Origin of the sequence: Dysosmobacter sp. Marseille-Q4140, assembly GCA_018228705.1 — a bacterium.
In the GTDB taxonomy this organism is placed as follows: Bacteria; Bacillota; Clostridia; order Oscillospirales; family Oscillospiraceae; genus Oscillibacter.
On record CP073694.1, the window covers coordinates 2,464,714 to 2,485,687 of the forward strand.

Annotated in this window: 17 protein-coding genes; 4 read left to right on the forward strand and 13 right to left on the reverse strand. The window is 65.9% G+C overall.

The window, feature by feature from the left end:
- The first annotated feature begins 2 nt into the window (after window positions 1–2).
- On the forward strand, window positions 3–1,028 hold the full coding sequence (gene mreB / locus KFE19_12230; protein QUO37148.1) for a rod shape-determining protein MreB: 1,026 nt from the start codon (window positions 3–5) through the stop codon (window positions 1,026–1,028).
- Window positions 1,029–1,113: 85 nt separating this feature from the next.
- On the opposite strand, the gene KFE19_12235 is transcribed toward mreB, so the two are convergent.
- On the reverse strand, window positions 1,114–1,719 hold the full coding sequence (locus tag KFE19_12235; protein ID QUO39623.1) for a sugar O-acetyltransferase: 606 nt from the start codon (window positions 1,717–1,719) through the stop codon (window positions 1,114–1,116).
- Window positions 1,720–1,897: 178 nt separating this feature from the next.
- Between KFE19_12235 and KFE19_12240 the strand changes: the two genes are divergently transcribed.
- Window positions 1,898–2,746, forward strand: coding sequence for a DegV family protein (locus tag KFE19_12240; protein ID QUO37149.1), 849 nt, complete (start codon window positions 1,898–1,900; stop codon window positions 2,744–2,746).
- A gap of 114 nt (window positions 2,747–2,860) precedes the next feature.
- Here KFE19_12240 and KFE19_12245 read toward each other — a convergent pair whose 3' ends face one another.
- On the reverse strand, window positions 2,861–4,321 hold the full coding sequence (locus tag KFE19_12245) for a sodium-dependent transporter (protein QUO37150.1): 1,461 nt from the start codon (window positions 4,319–4,321) through the stop codon (window positions 2,861–2,863).
- 145 nt (window positions 4,322–4,466) lie between these two features.
- On the opposite strand from KFE19_12245, the gene KFE19_12250 reads away from it, so the two are divergent.
- Together KFE19_12250 and KFE19_12255 are read left to right on the forward strand one after the other, a co-directional pair.
- Entirely contained in the window at window positions 4,467–5,870 is a 1,404-nt protein-coding gene (locus tag KFE19_12250; GenBank protein QUO37151.1) for a GNAT family N-acetyltransferase, read from the forward strand.
- A 119-nt stretch (window positions 5,871–5,989) separates the two neighbouring features.
- A complete protein-coding gene (locus KFE19_12255; protein ID QUO37152.1) occupies window positions 5,990–6,448 on the forward strand; it encodes a DUF1648 domain-containing protein in 459 nt (152 codons plus the stop codon).
- Between the two features lie 65 nt (window positions 6,449–6,513).
- On the opposite strand, the gene cdd is transcribed toward KFE19_12255, so the two are convergent.
- From cdd to KFE19_12310, 11 genes are all read right to left on the reverse strand, one after another.
- A complete protein-coding gene (gene cdd, locus KFE19_12260) occupies window positions 6,514–6,915 on the reverse strand; it encodes a cytidine deaminase (GenBank protein QUO37153.1) in 402 nt (133 codons plus the stop codon).
- Between the two features lie 26 nt (window positions 6,916–6,941).
- On the reverse strand, window positions 6,942–7,295 hold the full coding sequence (locus tag KFE19_12265; GenBank protein ID QUO37154.1) for a hypothetical protein: 354 nt from the start codon (window positions 7,293–7,295) through the stop codon (window positions 6,942–6,944).
- Window positions 7,296–7,319: 24 nt separating this feature from the next.
- Window positions 7,320–8,561, reverse strand: coding sequence for a polysaccharide deacetylase family protein (locus KFE19_12270; GenBank protein QUO37155.1), 1,242 nt, complete (start codon window positions 8,559–8,561; stop codon window positions 7,320–7,322).
- A 157-nt stretch (window positions 8,562–8,718) separates the two neighbouring features.
- Window positions 8,719–9,075 carry a stage V sporulation protein AE gene (gene spoVAE / locus KFE19_12275; GenBank protein ID QUO37156.1) on the reverse strand — a complete coding sequence of 119 codons (357 nt, stop codon included), beginning with the start codon at window positions 9,073–9,075 and terminating at the stop codon, window positions 8,719–8,721.
- Window positions 9,076–9,215: 140 nt separating this feature from the next.
- Window positions 9,216–10,928, reverse strand: coding sequence for an ammonium transporter (gene amt / locus KFE19_12280; GenBank protein QUO37157.1), 1,713 nt, complete (start codon window positions 10,926–10,928; stop codon window positions 9,216–9,218).
- Between the two features lie 204 nt (window positions 10,929–11,132).
- On the reverse strand, window positions 11,133–12,530 hold the full coding sequence (locus KFE19_12285) for a glutamate synthase subunit beta (protein QUO37158.1): 1,398 nt from the start codon (window positions 12,528–12,530) through the stop codon (window positions 11,133–11,135).
- 17 nt (window positions 12,531–12,547) lie between these two features.
- A complete protein-coding gene (gene gltB / locus KFE19_12290; protein ID QUO37159.1) occupies window positions 12,548–17,080 on the reverse strand; it encodes a glutamate synthase large subunit in 4,533 nt (1,510 codons plus the stop codon).
- 53 nt (window positions 17,081–17,133) lie between these two features.
- Complete coding sequence (locus KFE19_12295; protein QUO37160.1) at window positions 17,134–17,664, reverse strand: ANTAR domain-containing protein; 531 nt, start codon at window positions 17,662–17,664, stop codon at window positions 17,134–17,136.
- Between the two features lie 53 nt (window positions 17,665–17,717).
- Window positions 17,718–19,049 (reverse strand): type I glutamate--ammonia ligase, encoded by a 1,332-nt coding sequence (gene glnA, locus KFE19_12300; protein ID QUO37161.1) that lies wholly within the window; start codon window positions 19,047–19,049, stop codon window positions 17,718–17,720.
- Window positions 19,050–19,326: 277 nt separating this feature from the next.
- Complete coding sequence (gene spoVAD / locus KFE19_12305; GenBank protein QUO37162.1) at window positions 19,327–20,343, reverse strand: stage V sporulation protein AD; 1,017 nt, start codon at window positions 20,341–20,343, stop codon at window positions 19,327–19,329.
- Window positions 20,344–20,438: 95 nt separating this feature from the next.
- Window positions 20,439–20,810 carry a hypothetical protein gene (locus tag KFE19_12310; GenBank protein ID QUO37163.1) on the reverse strand — a complete coding sequence of 124 codons (372 nt, stop codon included), beginning with the start codon at window positions 20,808–20,810 and terminating at the stop codon, window positions 20,439–20,441.
- Window positions 20,811–20,974: the final 164 nt, after the last annotated feature.

Here is a 20,974-nt window from a genome sequence, read left to right on the forward strand (position 1 = left end):
CTATGTCCATGACGAAGGATATCGGTATCGATCTTGGTACCGCGTCGGTACTTGTGTATGTAAAGGGCAAGGGCATCGTGCTCAACGAGCCCTCCGTGGTGGCAATGGATAAGACCACGGGCAAGCTGCTGAAGGTGGGCACCGAGGCCCAGGCCATGCTGGGCCGCACCCCCGGCAACATCATCGCCATCCGTCCCCTGCGGGAGGGCGTCATCTCCGACTACGACATGACCGAGCGGATGCTGCGGGAGTTCATCCACAAGGTGGCTGGCGTGTCCTTCTTCAAGCCCCGGGTCATCATCTGCGTGCCCTCCGGCATCACCGAGGTCGAGGAGCGCGCCGTCATCGACGCCGGCATCCAGGCCGGCGCCCGGAAGGTGTATCTGATCGAGGAGCCCGTGGCCGCGGCTATCGGCGCCGGCATCGACATCACCCAGCCCGACGGCCACATGGTGGTGGACATCGGCGGCGGCACCGCCGACATCGCCGTCATCTCCCTCAGCGGCGTGGTGGAGAGCGCCTCCATCAAGATCGCCGGCGACCAGCTCAACGAGTCCGTGGTGAAGTATATGCGCCGCAAGCACAACCTGCTGGTGGGCGAGCGCACCGCCGAGGAGATGAAGAAGCAGATCGGCTGTGTGTTCCCCAAGGAGGAAGAGGAGACCATGGACGTCAAGGGCCGGTGTTTGCTGACGGGCCTTCCCAAGGTGGTCACCGTCAGCTCCACCGAGATGATGGACGCCTTTGAAGAGCCGGTGGAGCGCATCATGGAGGCCATCCACTCCGTGCTGGAGCGCACGCCCCCGGAGCTGGTGGCGGACATCTCCACCAACGGCATCGTCATGACCGGCGGCGGCAGCCTGGTCTCCGGCTTCGACAAGCTGGTCACCGCCCGCACCGGCATCCACACCGTCATCGCCGAGGACGCCATTTCCTGCGTGGCCTTGGGTACCGGCAAGAGCCTGGACTCCCTCAACGCCATGCAGGACGGCACCATGAACCTCAGCCGCCGCAAGCAGATGAACTGAACAGACGCAGGAAAAGGCCGCCCGGCAGGGCGGCCTTTTTGGAGGTCTCTGTGCGTTTGCGGGCCGGATGGGGCACCTGGGCCGCTCAGGTGAGGTGGATGCCGCGCTCCGCCTCGTAGGCGGCCCGCTGGGCCTCCCAGTACGCCCGGTCGGTGTCGGTGATGGGCCGCAGCACCCGGCAGGGGTTCCCGGCGGCGATGACGCCGGCGGGCAGGTCCTTTGTCACCACGGACCCGGCGGCCACGATGGTGCCCGCCCCGATGGTGACGCCGGGCAGCACCGTCACGCTGCCGCCGATCCAGACGTTGTCGGCGATGGTGATGGGGGCGCCGAACTCCAGCTCGGTGTTCCGCACCCCGGCGTCAATGGGGTGCCCGGCGGCGAAGAGGCTCACCCTGGGGCCGAAAAACACGTGGGAGCCGATGGTGACGGACGCCACGTCCAGAATGATGCAGTCGTAGTTGGCGTAGAAGTGGTCGCCGATGGTGATGTTGGTGCCGTAGTCGCAGCGGAAACTGGGCTCGATCCAGCAGTTCGCGCCCATATGGCCCAGCAGGCGGCGCAAAATGGCCTCCCGTCCGGCGCTGTCCGCCGTGGCCGTGTCGTTGAAGGCCCGGCACAGCTCCTTGGCCCGCAGCCGCGCCGCCGCCAGCTCCGGATCTGCGGCGTTGTAAAGCTGTCCGGTCAGCATCCGCTCCCGCTCTGTCAAGGTCGATCCCCTCCTGTGGACTGTGAGATTGATAAGGCCAGTAAAGCAGAAATTGCCGCCGCTGTCAACGGAAAGTCCTTGCAATTTCCGGGGGATTTGGTATCATGGAACCAACCTTTCAGGATTGCCGGCGGCCCGCTCCGCCGGAGAAGGAGGAGCCATGGCTGTCCAGATCATCACCGATTCCACCAGCGACCTGACCAACGAGGAGCTGCGGGAGCTGAACGTCCACGTCATCCGGATGCGGGTGATTTTCGAGGACGGTGTGTTCACCGACGGCGTGGATATGGACAAGGAGCAGTTCTACGCCAAGCAGGCCGCGGCCTCCGCGCTGCCCAAGACCACCCAGGTCAACCCCCAGGAGTACTGCGAGGCCTTCGGCCCGCTGCTGGAGAGCGGGGACGAGGTGGTGGCCGTGCTGCTGTCCTCCAAGCTGTCGGGCTGCTACCAGTCCGCCTGCATCGCCAAAGAGATGCTGGAGGAGGCCGGGGAGCGGCTGCATCTGGTGGACTCCCTCAACGCCACCATCGGCGAGGGGCTGCTGGTGCGGGAGGCTGTGCGGATGCGGGACGCGGGAAAGTCCGCTGCGGAGATTGCCGCCGCCCTGGAGGATCTGCGCCGCCGGGTGCGGTTCCTGGCCTTCATCGGCACCATGAAGTATCTGAAAATGGGCGGGCGGGTGTCCGCCTCCGCTGCCGCGCTGGGAGGGATGCTGCACATTTCCCCGGTGGTGGCCCTGGTGGAGGGAGAGGTCAAGGCCGTGGGCAAGGTCCGGGGCCGGGAGAAGATCTTCAGCTACACCATGGATTTTGCCCAGCACTATCCCGTGGACAGCCGCCACTGCGTGGTGTTCGGACACTCCCGGTGCCTGGAGACCATGGAGCCCTATCGGGACAAGTGCATCCAGGCTCTGGGCCTGCGGGACTGGGCCCAGGACGAGCTGGGTCCCGTCATCGGCACCCACGCCGGGCCCGGCTGCTACGGCATGGCCTACATTGGCCTGAAATAAACTGGATGTTGCCAAAACGACTGCGTTCGGCCTCCTTTTGGGGTATACTTCCCATAAGGCCGAAAAAACGGCGCGGCCCGCAGGCCGCGCCGTTTTCTGATGTACAAGTGCCGATCAGCCGAAGAGGTGGATGAAGCCGAAGTCGTTCAGCTGGCCCAGCAGGATCAGGAACATACCCAGCGGAGTGACAATGTAAATGCAGATCTTGTAGAAGAGGTCGATCTTGGCGCTGCTGCTCAGATGGACCTCCTCCAGTACGGTTTTGGGCTTGAGCTCCCAGGCTACCATCAGGCTCATCAGCAGCGCGCCCAGCGGCATGGCGATGCCCTCGGACATCATGTCCATGAAGTCCAGCCAGCAGTCGTTCCAGGTGTGGATGCCGAAGGTGGCCTGACCGGGAACCCACAGACCGTTGGAGCCCAGGCCGTCCACCGCAACCAGAATGGCCTCCACGGTGATGGCCAGGCACACGATCAGGACCACTTTGTGGCGGCTGGCAGTTTTGCCCTTTTCCGCGGCGCGGTCCAGGAAGAAGGTGGCGACCACCTCCACCAGGGAGATGGCAGAGGAGATGGCGGCGATCAGGACCAGCAGGTAGAAGATCACGCCGAACAGGGGACCGGCGGTGCCCATGGCGTTGAACACGTCCTGCAGCGTGACGAACAGCAGGTTGGGGCCGCTGAGCTTGATGTCGGCCACGTTCATGCCCTGGTTGATGCCGTTGGCCACGGCGGCGGGGATGACGGCGAGGCCGGCCATCAGGGCCACCAGGGTATCGGAGAACACGATGACCACGGAGTTTTTCACCAGGTTCTCCTGCTTGCTGAGGTAGGAGCCGTAGGTGAACATGACGCCCATGGCCAGGGACAACGAGAAGAACATCTGACCGCCGGCGGTGGCCAGGACGGTGATGAAGTTGGGCGCCTCCGCAATAAAGCCGGCACTGACGGCGTAGCCGGGGACGAACATGAACTTCAGACCCTCCACGGCGTTGGGCAGGGTCAGGGCCCGGATGATAATGATGACCAGCATCACGAACAGGGCCGGCATGCCGATCTTGTTGAACTTCTCAATGCCGCCGGAGATGCCGCCCCGGTTGATGAGGAAGCAGATTACCAGGAACAGCAGGGTGAACACCACGCAGCCGAAGGGATTGGTCAGCATGGCGCTGAACAGCTCCGAGCCGGTGGAGAGCACCTCCGTACCGCCGAAGGCCAGGTTGCTCATGTTCAGGGACATGTACTCAATGCAGTAGCCGCCCAGAACCGAGTAGAAGCTCATGATGATGAAGGGGGCAAAGACTGCCAGCCAGCCCACCCATTTGAACTTTTTGGACAGGGTGCGATAGCAGCCGATGACGCCCTTGCCGACTTTCCGGCCCATGGCCAGCTCGCTGACCATGACCACAAAGCCCACGAAGATGGCCAGGAACAGGTATGCGATCAGGAAGGTAAAACCGCCGGACTTGCCCATCTTGTACGGGAAACCCCAGATGTTGCCAAGGCCGACGGCGGAGCCGATGGCAGCCAGCAGAAAGCCGATATTGCTGCCCCAGGAACCTCGCTCATTTGACATAAAATTTCCCCTCTTTCCTATATGGATTTCTGTTAAAAATATACTACGTTCCGGTGCTCCCGTCAAGTGTCTTTCGTGGGAAGTGCCCAGATGTGTCTTTTTGCCATGGACAAATATTTCACAATTAAGGACAGGGTTTGAAAGTATGTTGCAGTTTCAGTCAGTGACAAAACGAGATGCGGCCCGGCTGCGGCGGTACTATCAGGGCTGTGATTTCGGCCTTTGCGAGTACTCCGTGGGCACCAAGCTCATGTGGCGCCGGGCGCTGCATCCCAGCTGGACCGAGGCGGCGGGCTGCCTGGTAGTCCGCAACGAGATCGACGGCCAGGTGGTGTTCGACTACCCGGTGCCCGGGCCGGAGGGCGATGAGGACGCCGCGCTGGAGGCCATTGAGACTTACTGCCTGGAGCAGGGGCTCCCGCCGGTGATCTCCGTGGTTCCGGAGAGCAGGGCTCCCCGGCTGCTGGCCCGCTATCCCTACGCCCAGGTCAGCAATGTACGCACCTGGCAGGATTATGTGTACTACCGGGAGGACCTGCAGTTTTTCACCGGCCGCCGCTACTCCGGTCAGCGCAATCATATCAACAAGTTCCGCGCCGGCTGGCCGGAGGCCGCCTTCCGGCCCTTGACGGCGGCGGATGAGGCGATAATCGAGCGGTTCTGGCAGGACTATGAGGCGGAGTTCCCCAAGGGCAACAATGCCAAGGCCCTGGACGAGCTGGCCCTGGCCCGGAAGATGCTGAAGCTGGCGGGGAAATCCTGCTTCTTTACGGGGGGGCTTTTTGACGGAGAGAAGCTGATCGGCCTGTCTTTGTCGGAAAAGTGCGGCGACACGCTGATCATCCACATCGAAAAGGCCCTGTACTCCTACACCGGCGTGTACCCCACCCTGGTGCAGCTGGTGGCGGATGCATTCGGCGAGGGCTGCCAGTGGATCAACCGGGAGGACGACGCCGCAGACCGCGGCCTGCGGACCTCCAAGCTCCAGTACGGCCCTGCCAAGCTGGCCCCCAAGTACCGCTTCGAGCCCCAGAACGAGCTGATCCGCCATGTGGCGGCCATCCCGGGGCTGAAAACGGAGCGATTGACCCTCTCCGCCATCACCGAGGCGGATCTGCCCGCCTACAACGCCCTGGTGCTGGACGCTGGCCGGAACCGCTGGTGGGGCTATGACGACGTGGGCGGCCTGGGCGGACCGGTGACGCAGACCAGCTTCCTGGACGTGGCCCGCCGGGACTTTGAAAACCGCCAGGCGGTGAACTTCGCCGTGCGGCTGGACGGGCAGCTGATCGGCGAGGCGGTGCTCTACCGCTTCGACTGCCGTGGCGGCGCGGAGCTGGGCTGCCGCGTCGACGCCGCCCACGCCGGCTGCGGCTACGGCACCGAGGCCTTTGCCGCCGTGGCGGACTGGGCGCTGTACAAGGTGCACCTGAGCCGGGTGGTGGCCAAGTGCTACAAGGAGAACCAGGCCTCCTACAAGATGCTCTCGTCCTGTATGCGGAAAAAGGGAGAGGACGAGACCTTCTTCTATTTTGAAAAGCTGGTGTGAAGCGTGCGGAAAGGGCCGTCCCGAAGGGCGGCCCTTTTTTGCGGCGGGGCGCTGCGCCCTTGCGGCGGGAGCGGCGGTGTGCTATGCTGGGACCAGAACGAGGGAAGGAGGGCGGCGCCATGAAAAAGCATCCCCTGGACAAACTGATGAACCGGCTGAGTCTGCTGGTGCTGGCGGGCGCCGCCGTGTTCCTCGCGGCGTACTGGCACCGCATCCCGGCCCGGGTGCCCATGCACTTCAACGCCGCCGGCCAGATCGACCGCTGGGGCAGTCAGGCGGAGCTGCTGATTTTGCCGGTGATCGCCTGGCTGATGTACGGCCTTCTCACCGTGGTGGAGCAGTTCCCAAGCGCCTGGAACACCGGCGTGAAGGTGACGGAGGAGAACCGGGAGCGGGTCTACGCCCTGCTGGCCCACATGCTCAGCACGCTGAAATTCCTGATGGTGGTCCTGTTTGCCTGGATCACCGTCTGGTGCGCCCTGGCCCGGCCCCTGCCGGTGTGGTTTTTGCCGGTGGTGCTGATCGCCTTGTTCGGGGACATGATCTACTGGCTGGTCCGCCTCTTCCGGGCCCGGTAGGCCCATACAGGCAGATATATCGAAAACGGCCCGGACGCATATGCGTCCGGGCCTTGTTTTGCGGTTCAGTTCTCCGGGGTCAGATACTCCGGGCCGAAGCTGTGGGGCAGAAGCTCCGGGAGGGTGAAGGTCCGCTCCTGCCCGGCGCCGTTGAGGCAGATGATCTCGATATTCGGCGCGAACTCCCGCAGCACCTGGCGGCACACGGCGCAGGGCACGCAGAAATCGTCGCACCGGCCGGCTACGGCGATGCGCACAAAGTCCCGGTGCCCCTCGCTGACGGCCTTGGCCACCGCCGTCCGCTCGGCGCAGATGGTGGGGGAGAAGGCGGCGTTTTCAATGTTGCAGCCGGTGAACACGGTGCCGTCGGCGCACTCCAGGGCGGCGCCCACGGGGAAGTGGGAGTAGGGGCAGTAGGACCGGTCCAGCATGGCGACGGCCGCGGCCTTCAGTTCGTCTCGGGTCATGAAACCCCTCCTTCAAGAAAATACGCTCAGCCGATGGTCTGGAGCTCCACGGCCGCCACCGGCAGCGTGTCCAGCTCCGTGTCCGGGTCGGAGATCTCCGAGGTGTCGTACCGGACGGTCACCCAGCCGCCCAGCGTGGGGGCGTCATAGAGGTCCACCCACAGGCTGGACAGGGCGTCGGATACGTCCTGGGGCTCGCCCCAGGCGTCCAGCAGGTCCTGGCGGCGGAACCCGGCCAGGGCCTCGGTGGCCTCCTCGTCGGTCATGGCCTCCACCTCTGAAAGAGGGGGGACCTCCGCCGCCTTCTCAGCGGAGCCGCAGGCGGTCAGCGCCGTCACTGCCAGCAGCGACAGCAGGAACAAAAAGACGCGCTGTCTCATGGGAGGACGCCTCCTTTTTCATGTTCAGTCCCAGTCGATCTCCCGCTGGGGCCGGACTGCTACATCCATAATATCCTTTGCGTCGTAGAATTGCAAGTACCGGTCCCGGGAGTGGCGCAGGGTGGTGCCGTCCGGGTGGAGCCGGTCGCAGATGACCGCGCAGATGTCCTTTTTGATGTAGCTGAAGCTCTCGATGCCAACGGAGGCGAACACCCGGAAGCCCTGGCTCTGGAGGTACTGGAACACGGGGCCGGTGTTCTGCCAGTCGTTGCCGTCGGGCCGCTCGCCGTGGGGGTAGAAGAGGATGGTGGTGGGGCCCACCAGGCTGCCAACCTCGTCAAGCCACCGCTCCGTGTCCGCCTGGATGGACTCCAGGGACTTGGCGCCCAGGCGGATGTGGCCCCAGGTGTGGCTGCCGAAGGTCCAGCCGGTGCGCTTGAGCTCGGCGATGATGGGCTTGACCGCCTCGATCTCCCTCTGGCGATTGGCCTCCTGGGCCTCGGTCCAGCTCTTGGTGTCGGTCTGGGTGCGGTAGCCCAGGATCCCCTCATAGCCGGTGAGGCTCAGGCAGCCCTTGGCGCCGAAGGGGGAGAAGTCCGGGTGCTCCTCCACGAACTTGTCCAGGATGGGCACCGCGTCCAGGTCCCGGCTGACCACCTCCGCCCCCTGGGGGTCCTTGCCGTAGGAGGCGATCTTGCCGTCCTCCCCGAGGATGAGCTTCCAGGTAAAGCCGTTGGTGAGCATATACTCGTAGTAGTTCACGTCGTCGTAGGAGAGGATCAGGGGCTTCTTGCCCTCGGGGAGGTAGAGGGTGTTCTTCACCATTTTGGGCGTGCCGTCCTCGCCGGTGGTCTCGCTCCACACGTCGGCGATGTCCACCAGCACGTAGCCCTTGTCATAGACGCTCTGGAGGATCTTGTTGTACTCATCCACGGTGACCATGTAGTCGTCGATGCCGTTGGCCTGATTGTCCCCGTCGAAGGCCAGCTCCGGGTAGGCCACCACCGGGTGGAAGAACAGGTGCTCCACGATGCCGTCGTAGGCGGCGTAGGTCACCCCGTCCCGGGTGCCGCCCTCGGGCATCACCGTGGGGTCGTAAATGTCATAGGGCTCCGGCTCCGGGGGCGCGGGCTCTTCCTCCGCCTCCTGGGCGGAGGTATCTTCTTCAGCGGCATCCGGGTCCTCTGACGGGGCCGGGGATCCGCCGCAGGCGGTCAGGGAGAACAGCAGGAAACAGGCGAGCAGGAATGAGAGAAAGCGGCGCATGGCGGGACGTTCCTTTCTGTCGAATTTAGTCGATCTCAGTATATCAGGAATTCCCGCCGGAGAGAAGAACAAAAAGATGACAAAAGAAACAGGATGGTAAAAAGACGGTCCTTGCGGAGCCGCCTTTCACCGTATACGAGGGCCCCGTACCGAGCCGCTACCGCTTGTCCCCGGGCCGGAACACCAGGGCCATGACCAGCCCCGCCACCACCGCCGCCGCGATGCCCCCGGCGGTGGCGGAGAGGCCGCCGGTCAGGACCCCCAGCCAGCCCTCCTCCGCCACGGCGGTCTCCACGCCCTTTGCCAGGGCGTGGCCGAAGCCGGTCAGGGGCACCGTGGCCCCGGCGCCGCCCCAGTCGGCGATGGGCTGATACAGCCCCAGGGCGCTGAGGGCCACCCCGGCCACCACGTACCCGGTGAGGATGCGGGCGGGGGTCAGCTGGGTCCGGTCAATGAGGATCTGCCCCACGGCGCAGAGGATGCCGCCGCAGAGGAACGCCTTGAGATAGTCCATATGCCTGCCTCCCGGAAATCTGTTTTTCACAGGTTTCCCCGTCGCCGGGAGATTATGCGCAAGAGGCCGGAAACGGACGGACGGGGCCGGAATTTCCGGCCCCGTCCGTCCTGTTTAAGAGGAAAAAGGGATGCGTTTATTCACTCGGCGTCCTGAAGGGCGTCGTAGCCCTCTTCGCCGGTGCGGACTTTGATGACGTTCTCCACGTCGCACACGAAGATCTTGCCGTCGCCGATGTGGCCGGTGTAGAGGACCCGCTTGGCGGTCTCCACCACCAGGGCCACGGGCACCTTGCACACCACGATGGACACCTGGATGCTGGGCAGCATGGTGGCCTCCACCCTGGCGCCTCGGAAGTAGCCTTCGGTCTTGCCCCGCTGCTCGCCGCAGCCCATGACGTTGGTGGCGGTCATGCCGGTGATGCCGATGTCGAACATGGCCCGCTTCAATGCGTCGAACCGCTCCATCTTGCACAGGATCTCCACCCGGGTGATCTTCACGCCGCCCGGGGCGGCCTTCACGGGAGAGGGCACCGTCTCCACCGGAACGGCCTTCTCCACCGGCACCTCCGCTGCCGCCGGAACGGCGGGCAGGGGCAGGCCGTCGGGGGTGTCGTCATAGACGAAGGCGAAGCCGCCGTAGGCGGAGGGCAGGCCGTGCTCGGTGACGTCTAGGCCCTTGAGTTCCTCCTCCGGGCTGACTCGCAGGCCGATGGTGTGCTTGATGACGAGGAACACAATGGTGATCATCACCGCGGCCCAGAGGGCCGTGGCGCCCACGCCGATGCACTGGGTCAGGAAGAAGGAGGCGCCGTGGCCGTAGAGCAGGCCCTCGGAGGTGGAGAGCAGGCCGGTGAGGAGCGTGCCCGCCGCGCCGCACACGCCGTGGACGGAGATGGCGCCCACCGGGTCGTCGATCTTCAAAACGGAATCGAAGAAGCCAACGGAGATGGGAAGCAGCAGTCCCGCTACGATGCCGATGACGGCGGCGCCGGCGGGGGAGACCACGTCGCACCCGGCGGTGACGGCCACCAGGCCCGCCAGGGCGGCGTTGAGGGTCATGCCCACGTCGGGCTTGCCGTGGCGCAGCCAGGTGTAGACCATGGTGACCACGCAGGCCACGGCGGGGGCCATATTGGTGGTGACGAAGATGAGGCCTGCGGAGGCGATGGCGTCGTCCCCGGTCATGGAGACCGTGGAGCAGCCGTTGAAGCCGAACCAGCAGAACCAGAGGATAAACACCCCCAGGGCGCCCAGGGACAGGTTGTGGCCTAAGATAGCCCGGGGCTTGCCGTCCTTGTCGTACTTGCCCATCCGGGGCCCCAGGATGGCGGCGCCGATGGCGGCGCAGACGCCGCCCACCATGTGGACCGCCGTGGATCCGGCGAAGTCATGGAACCCCAGCTGGCTCAGCCAGCCGCCGCCCCAGATCCAGTGGCCGGAGACGGGGTAGATGAACGCGGAGATGCAGAAGGAGTAGATGCAGTAGGAGACGAATTTCGTCCGCTCCGCCATGGAACCGGAGACGATGGTGGCGGAGGTGGCGCAGAATACGGTCTGGAAAATGAGATAGGCCAGCAGCGGCACGCCCGCGGGCAGGATGGCGGAATAGTCGCCCCGGACAAAGGGGTCAAAGCCGCCGATGATGGCCCCGGACCCGGCGAACATCAGGCCGAAGCCCAAAATCCAGTAGGTGGGGGTGCCGATGCAGAAGTCCATGAGGTTTTTCATGAGGATGTTGCCGGTGTTCTTGGCCCGGGTGAAGCCCGCCTCGCACATGGCAAAGCCGGCCTGCATCAAAAAGACAAGGGCTGCTCCCAGCAGGACCCAGATGGTGTTGACGGATGAATACATGGTGTTCCCTCCCTGACCACCGGCGGCGGGCCGGGCCGGCTTCCGACCCGCGCCGGGAAAAAATAAAGGGCAAGGGCGCCTGAGAGATCTTCTCACAGGCGCCCTTGCCTTTTGATGCAAAGACTTTACCACGGGGGACGGGAAATCGTCAACGTGCGATTTTCACAACGCTTTTTGGGGATTTTTTGAAAATTTCTCCGCCTGTCACAGGGGCCGCACCAGATTGGTGTAGCCGTTGAGAAAGGCGTCCGCCTCCGCTGCGGCGGCCCGGCCCTCGGCGATGGCCCAGACCACCAGGGACTGGCCCCGGCGCATATCGCCCGCGGCAAAGACCTTCTCCACGCTGGTGGCGTGGCGGCCCGGGGCGGTGGTCACGGTGTCCCCCGCCTCCACGCCGAAGGCCTCGCACACGCCCCTTTCGCACCCGGCAAAGCCCGTGGCGGCGATCAGCAGCTCACAGGGCAGGGTGTCGCCGCTGGTGGTGACCGCGCCGGTGAGGGCGCCGTCCTTATCCACCGTCAACTCCTTCACCTGGACGGAAAAGCGCCGGGGATCGGCGCCGGTGACGGCCGCGGCCTCCTCGTGGGCGTAGTCCAGGGGCAGCGCCCCGTCCACCAGGTAGTCCTCCCGCCTGCGCCGCACCAGCTGGGTCACGGAGACGCAGCCCTGGCGCAGGGCGGTGGCCACGCAGTCGCTGGCGGTGTCGCCGGTGCCCACGATCACCACATGGCGGCCCTCCGCCGTGGGCACGGCGGGGGTCTGCCCGAACACCTGCCGCTCCACGGCGGCTTTCAGGAACTCCGTGCCGTAGTAAACGCCGGTGACGGCCGAGGTGTCCAGCCCCAGGGGCCGGGGACGGCCCGCGCCGCAGCAGAGGATCACGGCGTCGTACTCCGCCATGAGCCGCCGGGCCACCGCCTCGTCGGCGGCGTCCACGCCGGTGACGAAGCTCACGCCCTCGTCGGTCATCAGGTCCAGCCGCCGCTTGACGATGGATTTGTCCAGCTTCATGGAGGGGATGCCGTAGGTCAAAAGGCCGCCGGGGTGGGCCTCCCGCTCCACCACCGTGACGGAGTGGCCCCGGTGGTTCAGCTGATCCGCCGCCGCCAGGCCCGCCGGGCCGGAGCCCACCACGCAGACCTTCTTCCCGGACCACTGGGGCGGGCGGCGCCGCCGCATGAGCCCCTCTGAGAAGGCGCCCTCGATGATGGACAGCTCATTGTCCCGGTTGGACACCGCCTGGCCATAGATGCCGCAGACACAGGCGCTCTCGCAGGGAGCCGGGCAGACCCGGCCGGTGAACTCCGGGAAGTTGTTGGTTTTCAGCAGCCGGGCCAGGGCGTGGCCCAGGTTGCCGCTCATGATCATGTCGTTCCACTCGGGGATGAGATTGTGGAGGGGGCAGCCGAAGGTGCGCCCCTCATACACCATGCCCGTCTGGCAGAAGGGGACGCCGCAGTTCATGCAGCGGGCGCCCTGCTGCTCCCGGACGGCCTGGGGCAGGGGGATGTGGAATTCCTCCCAGTCCCGCACCCGCTCCTCCGGCGGCCGCCGCAGGTCGTCCCTCCGGGCGTATTCCAGAAATCCAGTGGGTTTTCCCATTGTGCGTGCCTCCTTCCTCAGCCTCTGGCGTTGGCGCAGAACGCCTCGATCTCCGCCTGCTCGCGGCTCATGCCCTTTTCCTCGTACTGGGCGATGGATTTGAGCATCCGGTCGTAGTCCCGGGGCATGACCTTCTTGAAGCAGGGGATATAGGACTTGAAGGCCGCCAGGATCTTCTTGCCCCGGGGGGAGCCGGTGGCGGCCACGTGGGCCTCGATCAGGGAGCGCAGCTCCGCGATGTCGTGGCTCTCGGTCAGGGTGTCGGTGAGCACCTGCTCCTTGTTGAGGCGCAGGTACAGGTCGTGGTGTTCATCCAGCACGTAGGCGATGCCGCCCGACATGCCGGCGGCGAAGTTCTTGCCCGTGGGGCCCAGGATCACGCAGCGGCCGCCGGTCATATACTCGCAGCCGTGGTCGCCCACGCCCTCCACCACCGCCACGGCGCCGGAGTTGCGGACGCAGAACCGCTCGCCGGCCCGGCCGTTGATGAAGGCCGCGCCGCCGGTGGCGCCGTAGAGGGCCACATTGCCCACGATGATGTTCTCGCCGGGGTCGAAAACGGAGCCCTTGGGCGGATAGAGGATCAGCTTTCCGCCGGAGAGACCCTTGCCGAAGCCGTCGTTGCAGTCGCCCTCCAGCTCCAGCGTCAGACCCTTGGGGATGAAGGCACCGAAGGACTGTCCGCCGCCGCCTTTGCAGGAGATGACGTAGGTGTCGTCCGGCAGGGTATCGCCCCGCCTGCGGGTGATCTCGGAGCCGAAGAGGGTGCCGAAGGACCGGTCCGTGGAGGACACGTCCACGCTGAGGCGGCCGGGTTTCCCGGCCTTGAGGGCCTTGCCCAGCTTCTCCAGCAGCACCCGCATGTCGGCGGTGCGCTCCAGGTGGAAGTCGTAGGCGTCCTTGGGATCGAAGCGGGGCACGTGCGCGCCCCAGGGGTTTTGCAGCAGGGCGCCCAGGTCCAATGTCTCCGCCCGATGGGTCACCAGCTTTTCCCGGACCCGCAGCAGATCGCTGCGGCCCACCAGCTCCTCCACGGTGCGGATGCCTAAGTGTGCCATATACTCCCGCAGATCCCGGGCCACGAAGGTCATGAAGTTGATCACGTGCTCCGGCTTTCCGGCAAAGCGCTTGCGCAGCTGGGGGTTCTGGGTGGCGATGCCGGCGGGGCAGGTGTCCAGGTTGCACACCCGCATCATGCAGCAGCCCATGGCCACCAGGGGGGCCGTGGCGAAGCCGAACTCCTCGGCGCCCAGCATGCAGGCGATGGCCACGTCCCGGCCGGTCATCAGCTTGCCGTCGGCCTCCAGTACCACCTGGGTCCGCAGGCCGTTTTGCAGCAGGGCCTGGTGGGCCTCCGCCACGCCCAGCTCCCAGGGCAGTCCCGCCCCGGAGATGGAGTTGCGGGGGGCTGCGCCGGTGCCGCCGTCGTGGCCGGAGATCAGCACCACCTGGGCGCCTGCCTTGGCAACGCCCGCGGCGATGGTGCCAACGCCCGCCTCGCTGACCAGCTTGACGCTGATCCGGGCCTGACGGTTGGCGTTTTTCAGGTCGTAGATCAGCTGGGCCAGGTCCTCGATGGAGTAGATGTCGTGGTGGGGCGGGGGCGAGATCAGGCTCACGCCGGGGGTGGAGTACCGGGTCTTGGCGATCCAGGGGTAGACCTTCTTCCCCGGCAGGTGGCCGCCCTCGCCGGGCTTGGCGCCCTGGGCCATCTTGATCTGGATCTCCTGGGCGCTGCAAAGGTACTCGCTGGTGACGCCGAAGCGGCCGGAGGCCACCTGCTTGATGGCGGAGCACCGCTCGTCGCCCAGCCGCTCCCGGGCCTCGCCGCCCTCGCCGGAGTTGGACTTGCCGCCGATGCGGTTCATGGCGATGGCCATGCACTCGTGGGCCTCCTGAGAGATGGAGCCGTAGCTCATGGCGCCGGTCTTGAACCGGCGGACGATGGATTCCACGCTCTCCACCTCCTCAAGGGGGATGCCGCCGTGCTCGTCGAACCGGAAGTCCAGTACGCCCCGGAGGGTGTGGGGCTTATCGGCGTCGTCCACCAGGGCGGCGTATTCCTTGAAGGTCTCGTAGCTGCCCTCCCGGGCTGCCTTCTGCAGCAGCAGAATGGTCCGGGGGTTGTACATGTGGTCCTCCTTGTCGGGGCCGGAGCGGAGCTTGTGGGACCCGGTGGAGTCCAGGGTGGTGTCGTAGCCCAGGCCCAGGGGATCGAAGGCCTGGTTGTGGTTCCACTCCACGCCCTCGCCGATCTCCTCCAGGCCCACGCCGCCCACCCGGCTGACGGTGTTGGTGAAGTACTTGTCGATCACGTCCTTGCAGATGCCCACGCACTCGAAGATCTGGGCGGACTGGTAGGACTGGATGGTGGAGATGCCCATTTTGGAGGCGATCTTCACGATGCCGTGGAGGATGGCCCGGTCGTAGTCGTCCACGGCCGCCGCCGGGTCCTTGTCCAAAAGGCCCACGGCGATCAGCTCCTCCACGCACTCCTGGGCGAGATACGGGTTGATGGCCTGGGCGCCGTAGCCCAGAAGGGCGGCGAAGTGGTGCACGTCCCGGGGCTCCGCGCTCTCCAGGATCATGGACACGGCGGTGCGCTTCTTGGTGCGGACCAGATACTGCTCCAGGGCGCTGACCGCCAGCAGCGAGGGTATGGCCACGTGGTTTTCGTCCACGCCCCGGTCGGAGAGGATCAGGATATTGGCGCCCTTCTTGTAGGCCCGGTCCACGTTGACGAACAGCCGGTCCAGGGCGTTTTCCAGGGGAGAGCCCTTGTAGTAGAGCAGGGAGATGGTCTCCACGCGGAAGCCGGGCCGGTCCATGTAGCGGATCTTCATGAGGTCCACGGAGGTGAGGATGGGGTTGTGGATCTGGAGGACGGCGCAGTTTTCCGGCCGCTCCTCCAGGAGATTGCCGCCGGAGCCCACGTACACGGTGGTGTCGGTGACGATCTCCTCCCGGATGGCGTCCATGGGGGGATTGGTCACCTGAGCGAAGAGCTGCTTGAAGTAGTTGAACAGGGGCTGATGGTGCTCGCTGAGCACCGCCAGCGGCGTGTCCACGCCCATGGCGGAGGTGGGCTCCGCCCCGTCCCGGGCCATGGGGAGGATGGAGTCCTTGACCTCCTCATAGGTGTAGCCGAAGGCCTTGTACAGCCGGTCCCGCAGCTCCTGGGGGTGGCGCTCCACCCGCCGGTTGGGGATGGGCAGGTCCTTGAGATAAACAAGATGGGCGTCCAGCCACTCGCCGTAGGGCTGGCGGGCGGCGCAGCGGCCCTTGACCTCCCCGTCCTCCAGCAGCCGCCCCTGGCGCAGGTCCGCCAGCAGCATCTTGCCGGGCTGGAGCCGGGACTTTTTCACGATGGTCTCCGGCGGCAGGTCCAGCACGCCCACCTCCGAGGACAAAATCAGCCGGTCGCTGTCGGTGAGATACCACCGGCAGGGCCGCAGGCCGTTGCGGTCCAGCACGGCGCCCACGGTGTCGCCGTCGGAGAACACGATGGCCGCCGGGCCGTCCCAGGGCTCCATCATAGTGGCGTAGTAGTGGTAGAAGTCCCGCTTCTCCCGCTCCATCCGCCGGTCGTTGGCCCAGGGCTCGGGAATGCACATCATCACCGCCCGGGGCAGCTCGATGCCGTTCATCAGCAGGAATTCCAGGGTGTTGTCCAGCATGGACGAGTCGGACCCGTTCTGGTCCACCACCGGCAGGATCTTGTCCATGTCCTCCTCCAGGATGGGGGAGCGCATGGTCTCCTCCCGGGCCAGCATCCGGTCCACGTTGCCACGGATGGTGTTGATCTCGCCGTTGTGGAGGATGTAGCGGTTGGGGTGGGCCCGCTCCCAGCTGGGGTTGGTGTTGGTGGAGAAGCGGGAGTGGACCAGGGCCAGGGCGCTCTCGCAGTCCTCCGCCTCCAGGTCAGCGTAGAACCGGCGCAGCTGGCCCACCAGGAACATGCCCTTGTAGACGATGGTCCGGCTGGAGAAGGAGGGGATATAGGTGTTGACATTGGACTGCTCGAACACCCGCCGGGCCACATACAGCTTCCGGTCAAAGTCCAGCCCCGGGGCGCAGTCCGCCGGACGCTTCACAAAGCACTGGAAGATGGCGGGCATGCAGTCCAGAGCCCGCTGACCCAGCACCTCCGGGTGGGTGGGCACCTGCCGCCAGCCCAAGAATTCCATGCCCTCCTTGGCCACGATGATCTCCAGCATCTTCTGGGCCTGGGCCCGCTTGAGGGGGTCCGTGGGGAAGAAGAACATGCCCACGCCGTAGTCTCTGGGTCCGCCCAGGGCGATGCCCTCGGCGGCGGCCGCCCGGACCATCAGGGCGTGGGGGATCTGCATCATGAGGCCCACGCCGTCGCCGGTCTGGCCGGAGGCGTCCTTGCCGGCCCGGTGCTCCAGCTTTTCCACGATCTTCAGCGCGTCGTCCACCACGCTGTGGGAGCAGCGGCCCTTCAGGTCCACCACCGCGCCGATGCCGCAGGCGTCGTGCTCGAAGCGCGGGTCATAGAGAGGATAGTGCTTGTATTCAGGTCCCGCCATTGGAACCCCTCCATTCTCTTGTCAGTGTGTATTTGGACCGGGATCGGCGCCGCTCACCGGGTGTAGGTCTCGATGACCAGCCGGGCGGTCTGCTCCAGCCGCAGCCCCGTGTCCATGCTGCGCTTCTGGAGGAAGCGGTGGGCCTCCGCCTCGCTCATGCGGTTGACGTCCATCAGCAGCTCCTTGGCCCGGCGGATCAGCCGCTGGGCCTCCTCCTGCCGGGCCGGAGGCGGGCGGCGGCGCCGCTGATGCAGCAGCGTGTCCAGGGAGGCGTACAGGTCCGCCCGGCTGGCCGGGACCGGGAGCCGGTAGAGGTTCTCCCCCTGGCACAGGTCCAGATTGGCGGCGGAGGCGATCACCAGCACCCCGGTCCCGGGGCCCAGGTCCGCCGCCAGCTCCGGGGCGGTCATGTCCCGCAGGCGGAAGCCGCACACCACGGCGGCTCCGCCCAGCTTGCCTACCGCCCGGAGCACCTCGGCCCCGGAGGCGAAGGCGCCGGCCACAGGATATCCGCCGCTCTCCAGCAGCCGCTGGATCCGGCGCCGGGCGTCCTCATGGGCAAAGGCCGTCACGATCCGCTCCATGGCACAGCACCCCCTTTCGGCAGTTCTCCGGTCCGCCGGGCGGACCGGTCAGGTCAGTAGGTGACCAGGTACTTCTCCAGCTCCCACTGGGAGACCTGGCTCCGGTATTCCTCCCACTCCCGCCGCTTGCCGGTGAGGTACTGGGCGGCCACGTGGGGGCCCAGGGCGGCGGTGACGGTCCCGTCGGCCTCCAGGGCGTTCAGGGCCGCCTCCAGGGAGTCCGGCAGCAGGGGCACCCCCTGGGCCGCCAGGGCGGCGGGGGACATCTCGTAGAGGTTCTCCGTGATCTCCGGCGGCGGCGTCAGCCCCCGGCGGATGCCGTCCAGGCCCGCCGTCAGGCAGGCGGCGAAGGTCAGGTAGGGATTGCAGGACGGGTCGGGGCTGCGCAGCTCCACCCGGGTGCCCCGGCCCCGGGGGGTGGGGATGCGGATGAGGGCGGAGCGGTTGCCGGTGGACCAGGCCACGCAGCAGGGGGCCTCATATCCCGGGACCAGCCGCTTGTAGGAGTTGACCAAGGGATTGGTCAGCGCGCAGAAGCCCGGCACGTGGTCCAGCAGCCCCGCGATGAACTGATAGGCCAGGGGGGACAGCTGCCGGGGGTCCGCCGGGTCGTAGAAGGCGTTCTCCCCGTCCCGGAAGAGGGACATGTTCACGTGCATGCCGCTGCCGGCGGCATTCGCCACGGGCTTGGGCATGAAAGTGGCGTGGAGGCCGTTCTTCTGGGCCAGGGTCTTGACCGCCAGCTTGAAGGTCATGATGTTGTCGGCGGAGCGGAGGGCGCCGGTGTACTTGAAGTCGATCTCGTGCTGGCCGGCGGCCACCTCGTGGTGGCTGGCCTCGATCTCGAAGCCCATCTCCTCCAGGCACAGGCAGATCTCCCGGCGGGTGGACTCCCCGTGGTCCAGGGGGCCCAGGTCGAAGTACCCGGCCTCGTCGCTGGTGCGGGTGGTGGGGCGGCCGTCCTCATCGGTCTGGAACAGGAAGAACTCCAGCTCCGGCCCGGCGTTGAAGGTGAAGCCCATGTCCTCCGCCTGCCGCAGCGCCCGCTTCAGCACGCCCCGTGGGTCTCCCACGAAGGGCGTGCCGTCGGGATTGTAGACGTCGCAGATCAGCCGGGCCACCTTGCCGTACTGGGGCCGCCAGGGCAGCACCGCGAAGGTGTCCAGGTCCGGCCGTAGGTACTGATCGGACTCCTCCACCCGGACGAAGCCCTCGATGGAGCTGCCGTCCATCATGATCTCCCCGTCCAGAGCCCTCCCGATCTGAGAGGCGGTGATGGCCACGTTTTTCAGCTGGCCGAAGATGTCGGTGAACTGCATGCGGATGAATTGGATGTCCTCCTCCCGGATCAGGCGGAGGATGTCCTCCCGGGTGTACTTGCCCATGGCTCGATCTCCTTTCACCGGCCGCGGAACCGGTCGATTTATCGCTTTAAAGCGGTATTTTACAAAAAACAAAAAGAGCGCGACGGACCCTGAGGGGGGCCCCGTTGCTCTCCCTTGGGAGGGATTATACCGTCGCAAAGCCCGTCCTGTCAACGCTTTCGGCGCTTCCGGGACGGGCTGGCGGCAGATTTTATGGGTTGTTCTAAAATGTGGGGGAGGGAAAAAATCACCTTTGTGCAATTTCCATACGGGGAAAAATGTGCGCCGGCGGCGAACATCACCGCTCCGCGGCCAGACACACCGCATGGCAGATGCCGGGGATGGACTCTCCCTGACAGGCGGAGATGGGGGAGAGCAGCGCCCCGGTGGGGGCGAAGAGGAGCCGCTTCCACCGGCCCGCCCGCATCCCGGAGAGCAGGTAGCCGTTGAGCACCGACGCCGAGCAGCCGCAGCCGGAGGCCCCGGCGTGCATGTCCTGCCGCTGGCGGTCGTAGAGCAGAAGGCCGCAGTCCTGGAAGTGAGCGCCCATGTCAATGCCGTCCCGGGCGAAGAAGTCCCGGACGATGGCGTGGCCCAGCTCGCCCAGGTCCCCGGTGACGATCAGGTCGAAGTCCCGGGGGCCGGTGCCGGTGTCACGGAAGAAGGCGGAGAGGGTGTCGTAGGCGGCGGGGGCCATGGCGGCGCCCATGTTGTTGGCGTCGGGGATGCCCTTGTCCACGATGCGGCCGCAGGTCACGTGGGTGACGTAGGGCCCGGGGCCCTCCCGGTCCAGGATGGTGCACCCGGCGGCGGTGGCGGTCCACTGGGCGGTGGGGGTGCGCTGGTTGCCGTAGGGCACCGGCATCCGGTACTGGCGCTCGGCGGTGCAGTAGTGGGAGGAGGTCATGGCGGCGCAGCGGCGGGCAAAGCCCCCGTCGATCAGCATGGCCGCGAGAGACAGGGACTCGCCCATGGTGGAGCAGGCGCCGTAGAGGCCGTAGAAGGGGATGCCGAAGTCCCGCAGGCCGAAGGAGGAGCCGATGCACTGGTTGAGGAGGTCTCCGGCCAGCACATAGTCCAGGTCCTCCGGCTTGAGCCGCGCCTTGTCCAGGGCCTGGCGCAGCACCGCCTGCTGCATGGCGGACTCCGCCTTCTCCCAGGTCTTTTCCCCGAAGAAGGAGCTGGTCTCCAGCCGGTCGAAGCAGTCCGCCAGGGGGCCCTGGCCCTCGAATTTCCCGCCGATGTTGGAGAAGGCCAGCACGGAGGGGGGATGGGCCAGGGCCACGGTCCGGCTGCCCAGACGTTTTTCGTTCATGGTGTCGCCGCCTTTTCGTGAGGATTTTCCATAGGTTGTCCGAAAGACGGCAAAAATATGAAGCCCGGCGTTTGCCGGGCTTCCAAAGCGTTCCTTCATTCGTGCTCATACAGAAAGGGCAGTCCGCAGGCGTAGCAGAAGTTCCGGTCGCCCCGCTGGCGGCGGCCGCACCGGGGACAGGCCACGGTCTCCAGGGTCCTGGAGGGGAAGCGGGCGGGGGCGTCCGGCGGCGGAGTCTCCGGCTCGGGCGGCATGGGCGGCAGGATGCCGTGTTCCGAGAGGATCTTCTCCAGGGCCAGCAGCTGGTTTTCCAGCTCCGTGACCCGTTTTTTCAAAGACTGGATCTCCTTGTCCTGCCGCTGGTCCGTGGCATAGGAGCTGTTGGCGGCGCTCTCCAGCGCCTCCTGCTTGTCCAGCATCTCCGCGTGCAGGAACAGGTCCGGCTTCAGATACCAGGGAAAGGACACGGCTCTCGCCTCCTTTTGACGGGATCGGACCATTCTACCACAGGCGGCGGGGAATGAAAAGGGAAAACCTGCGGCAAAAAAGTGGGGTTAGCCCGCTCTAATGTTTCAAAAATCCCCTGTACATCCGCCCGGTGCCGTGGTATAATCACCACTTAATGAACAGA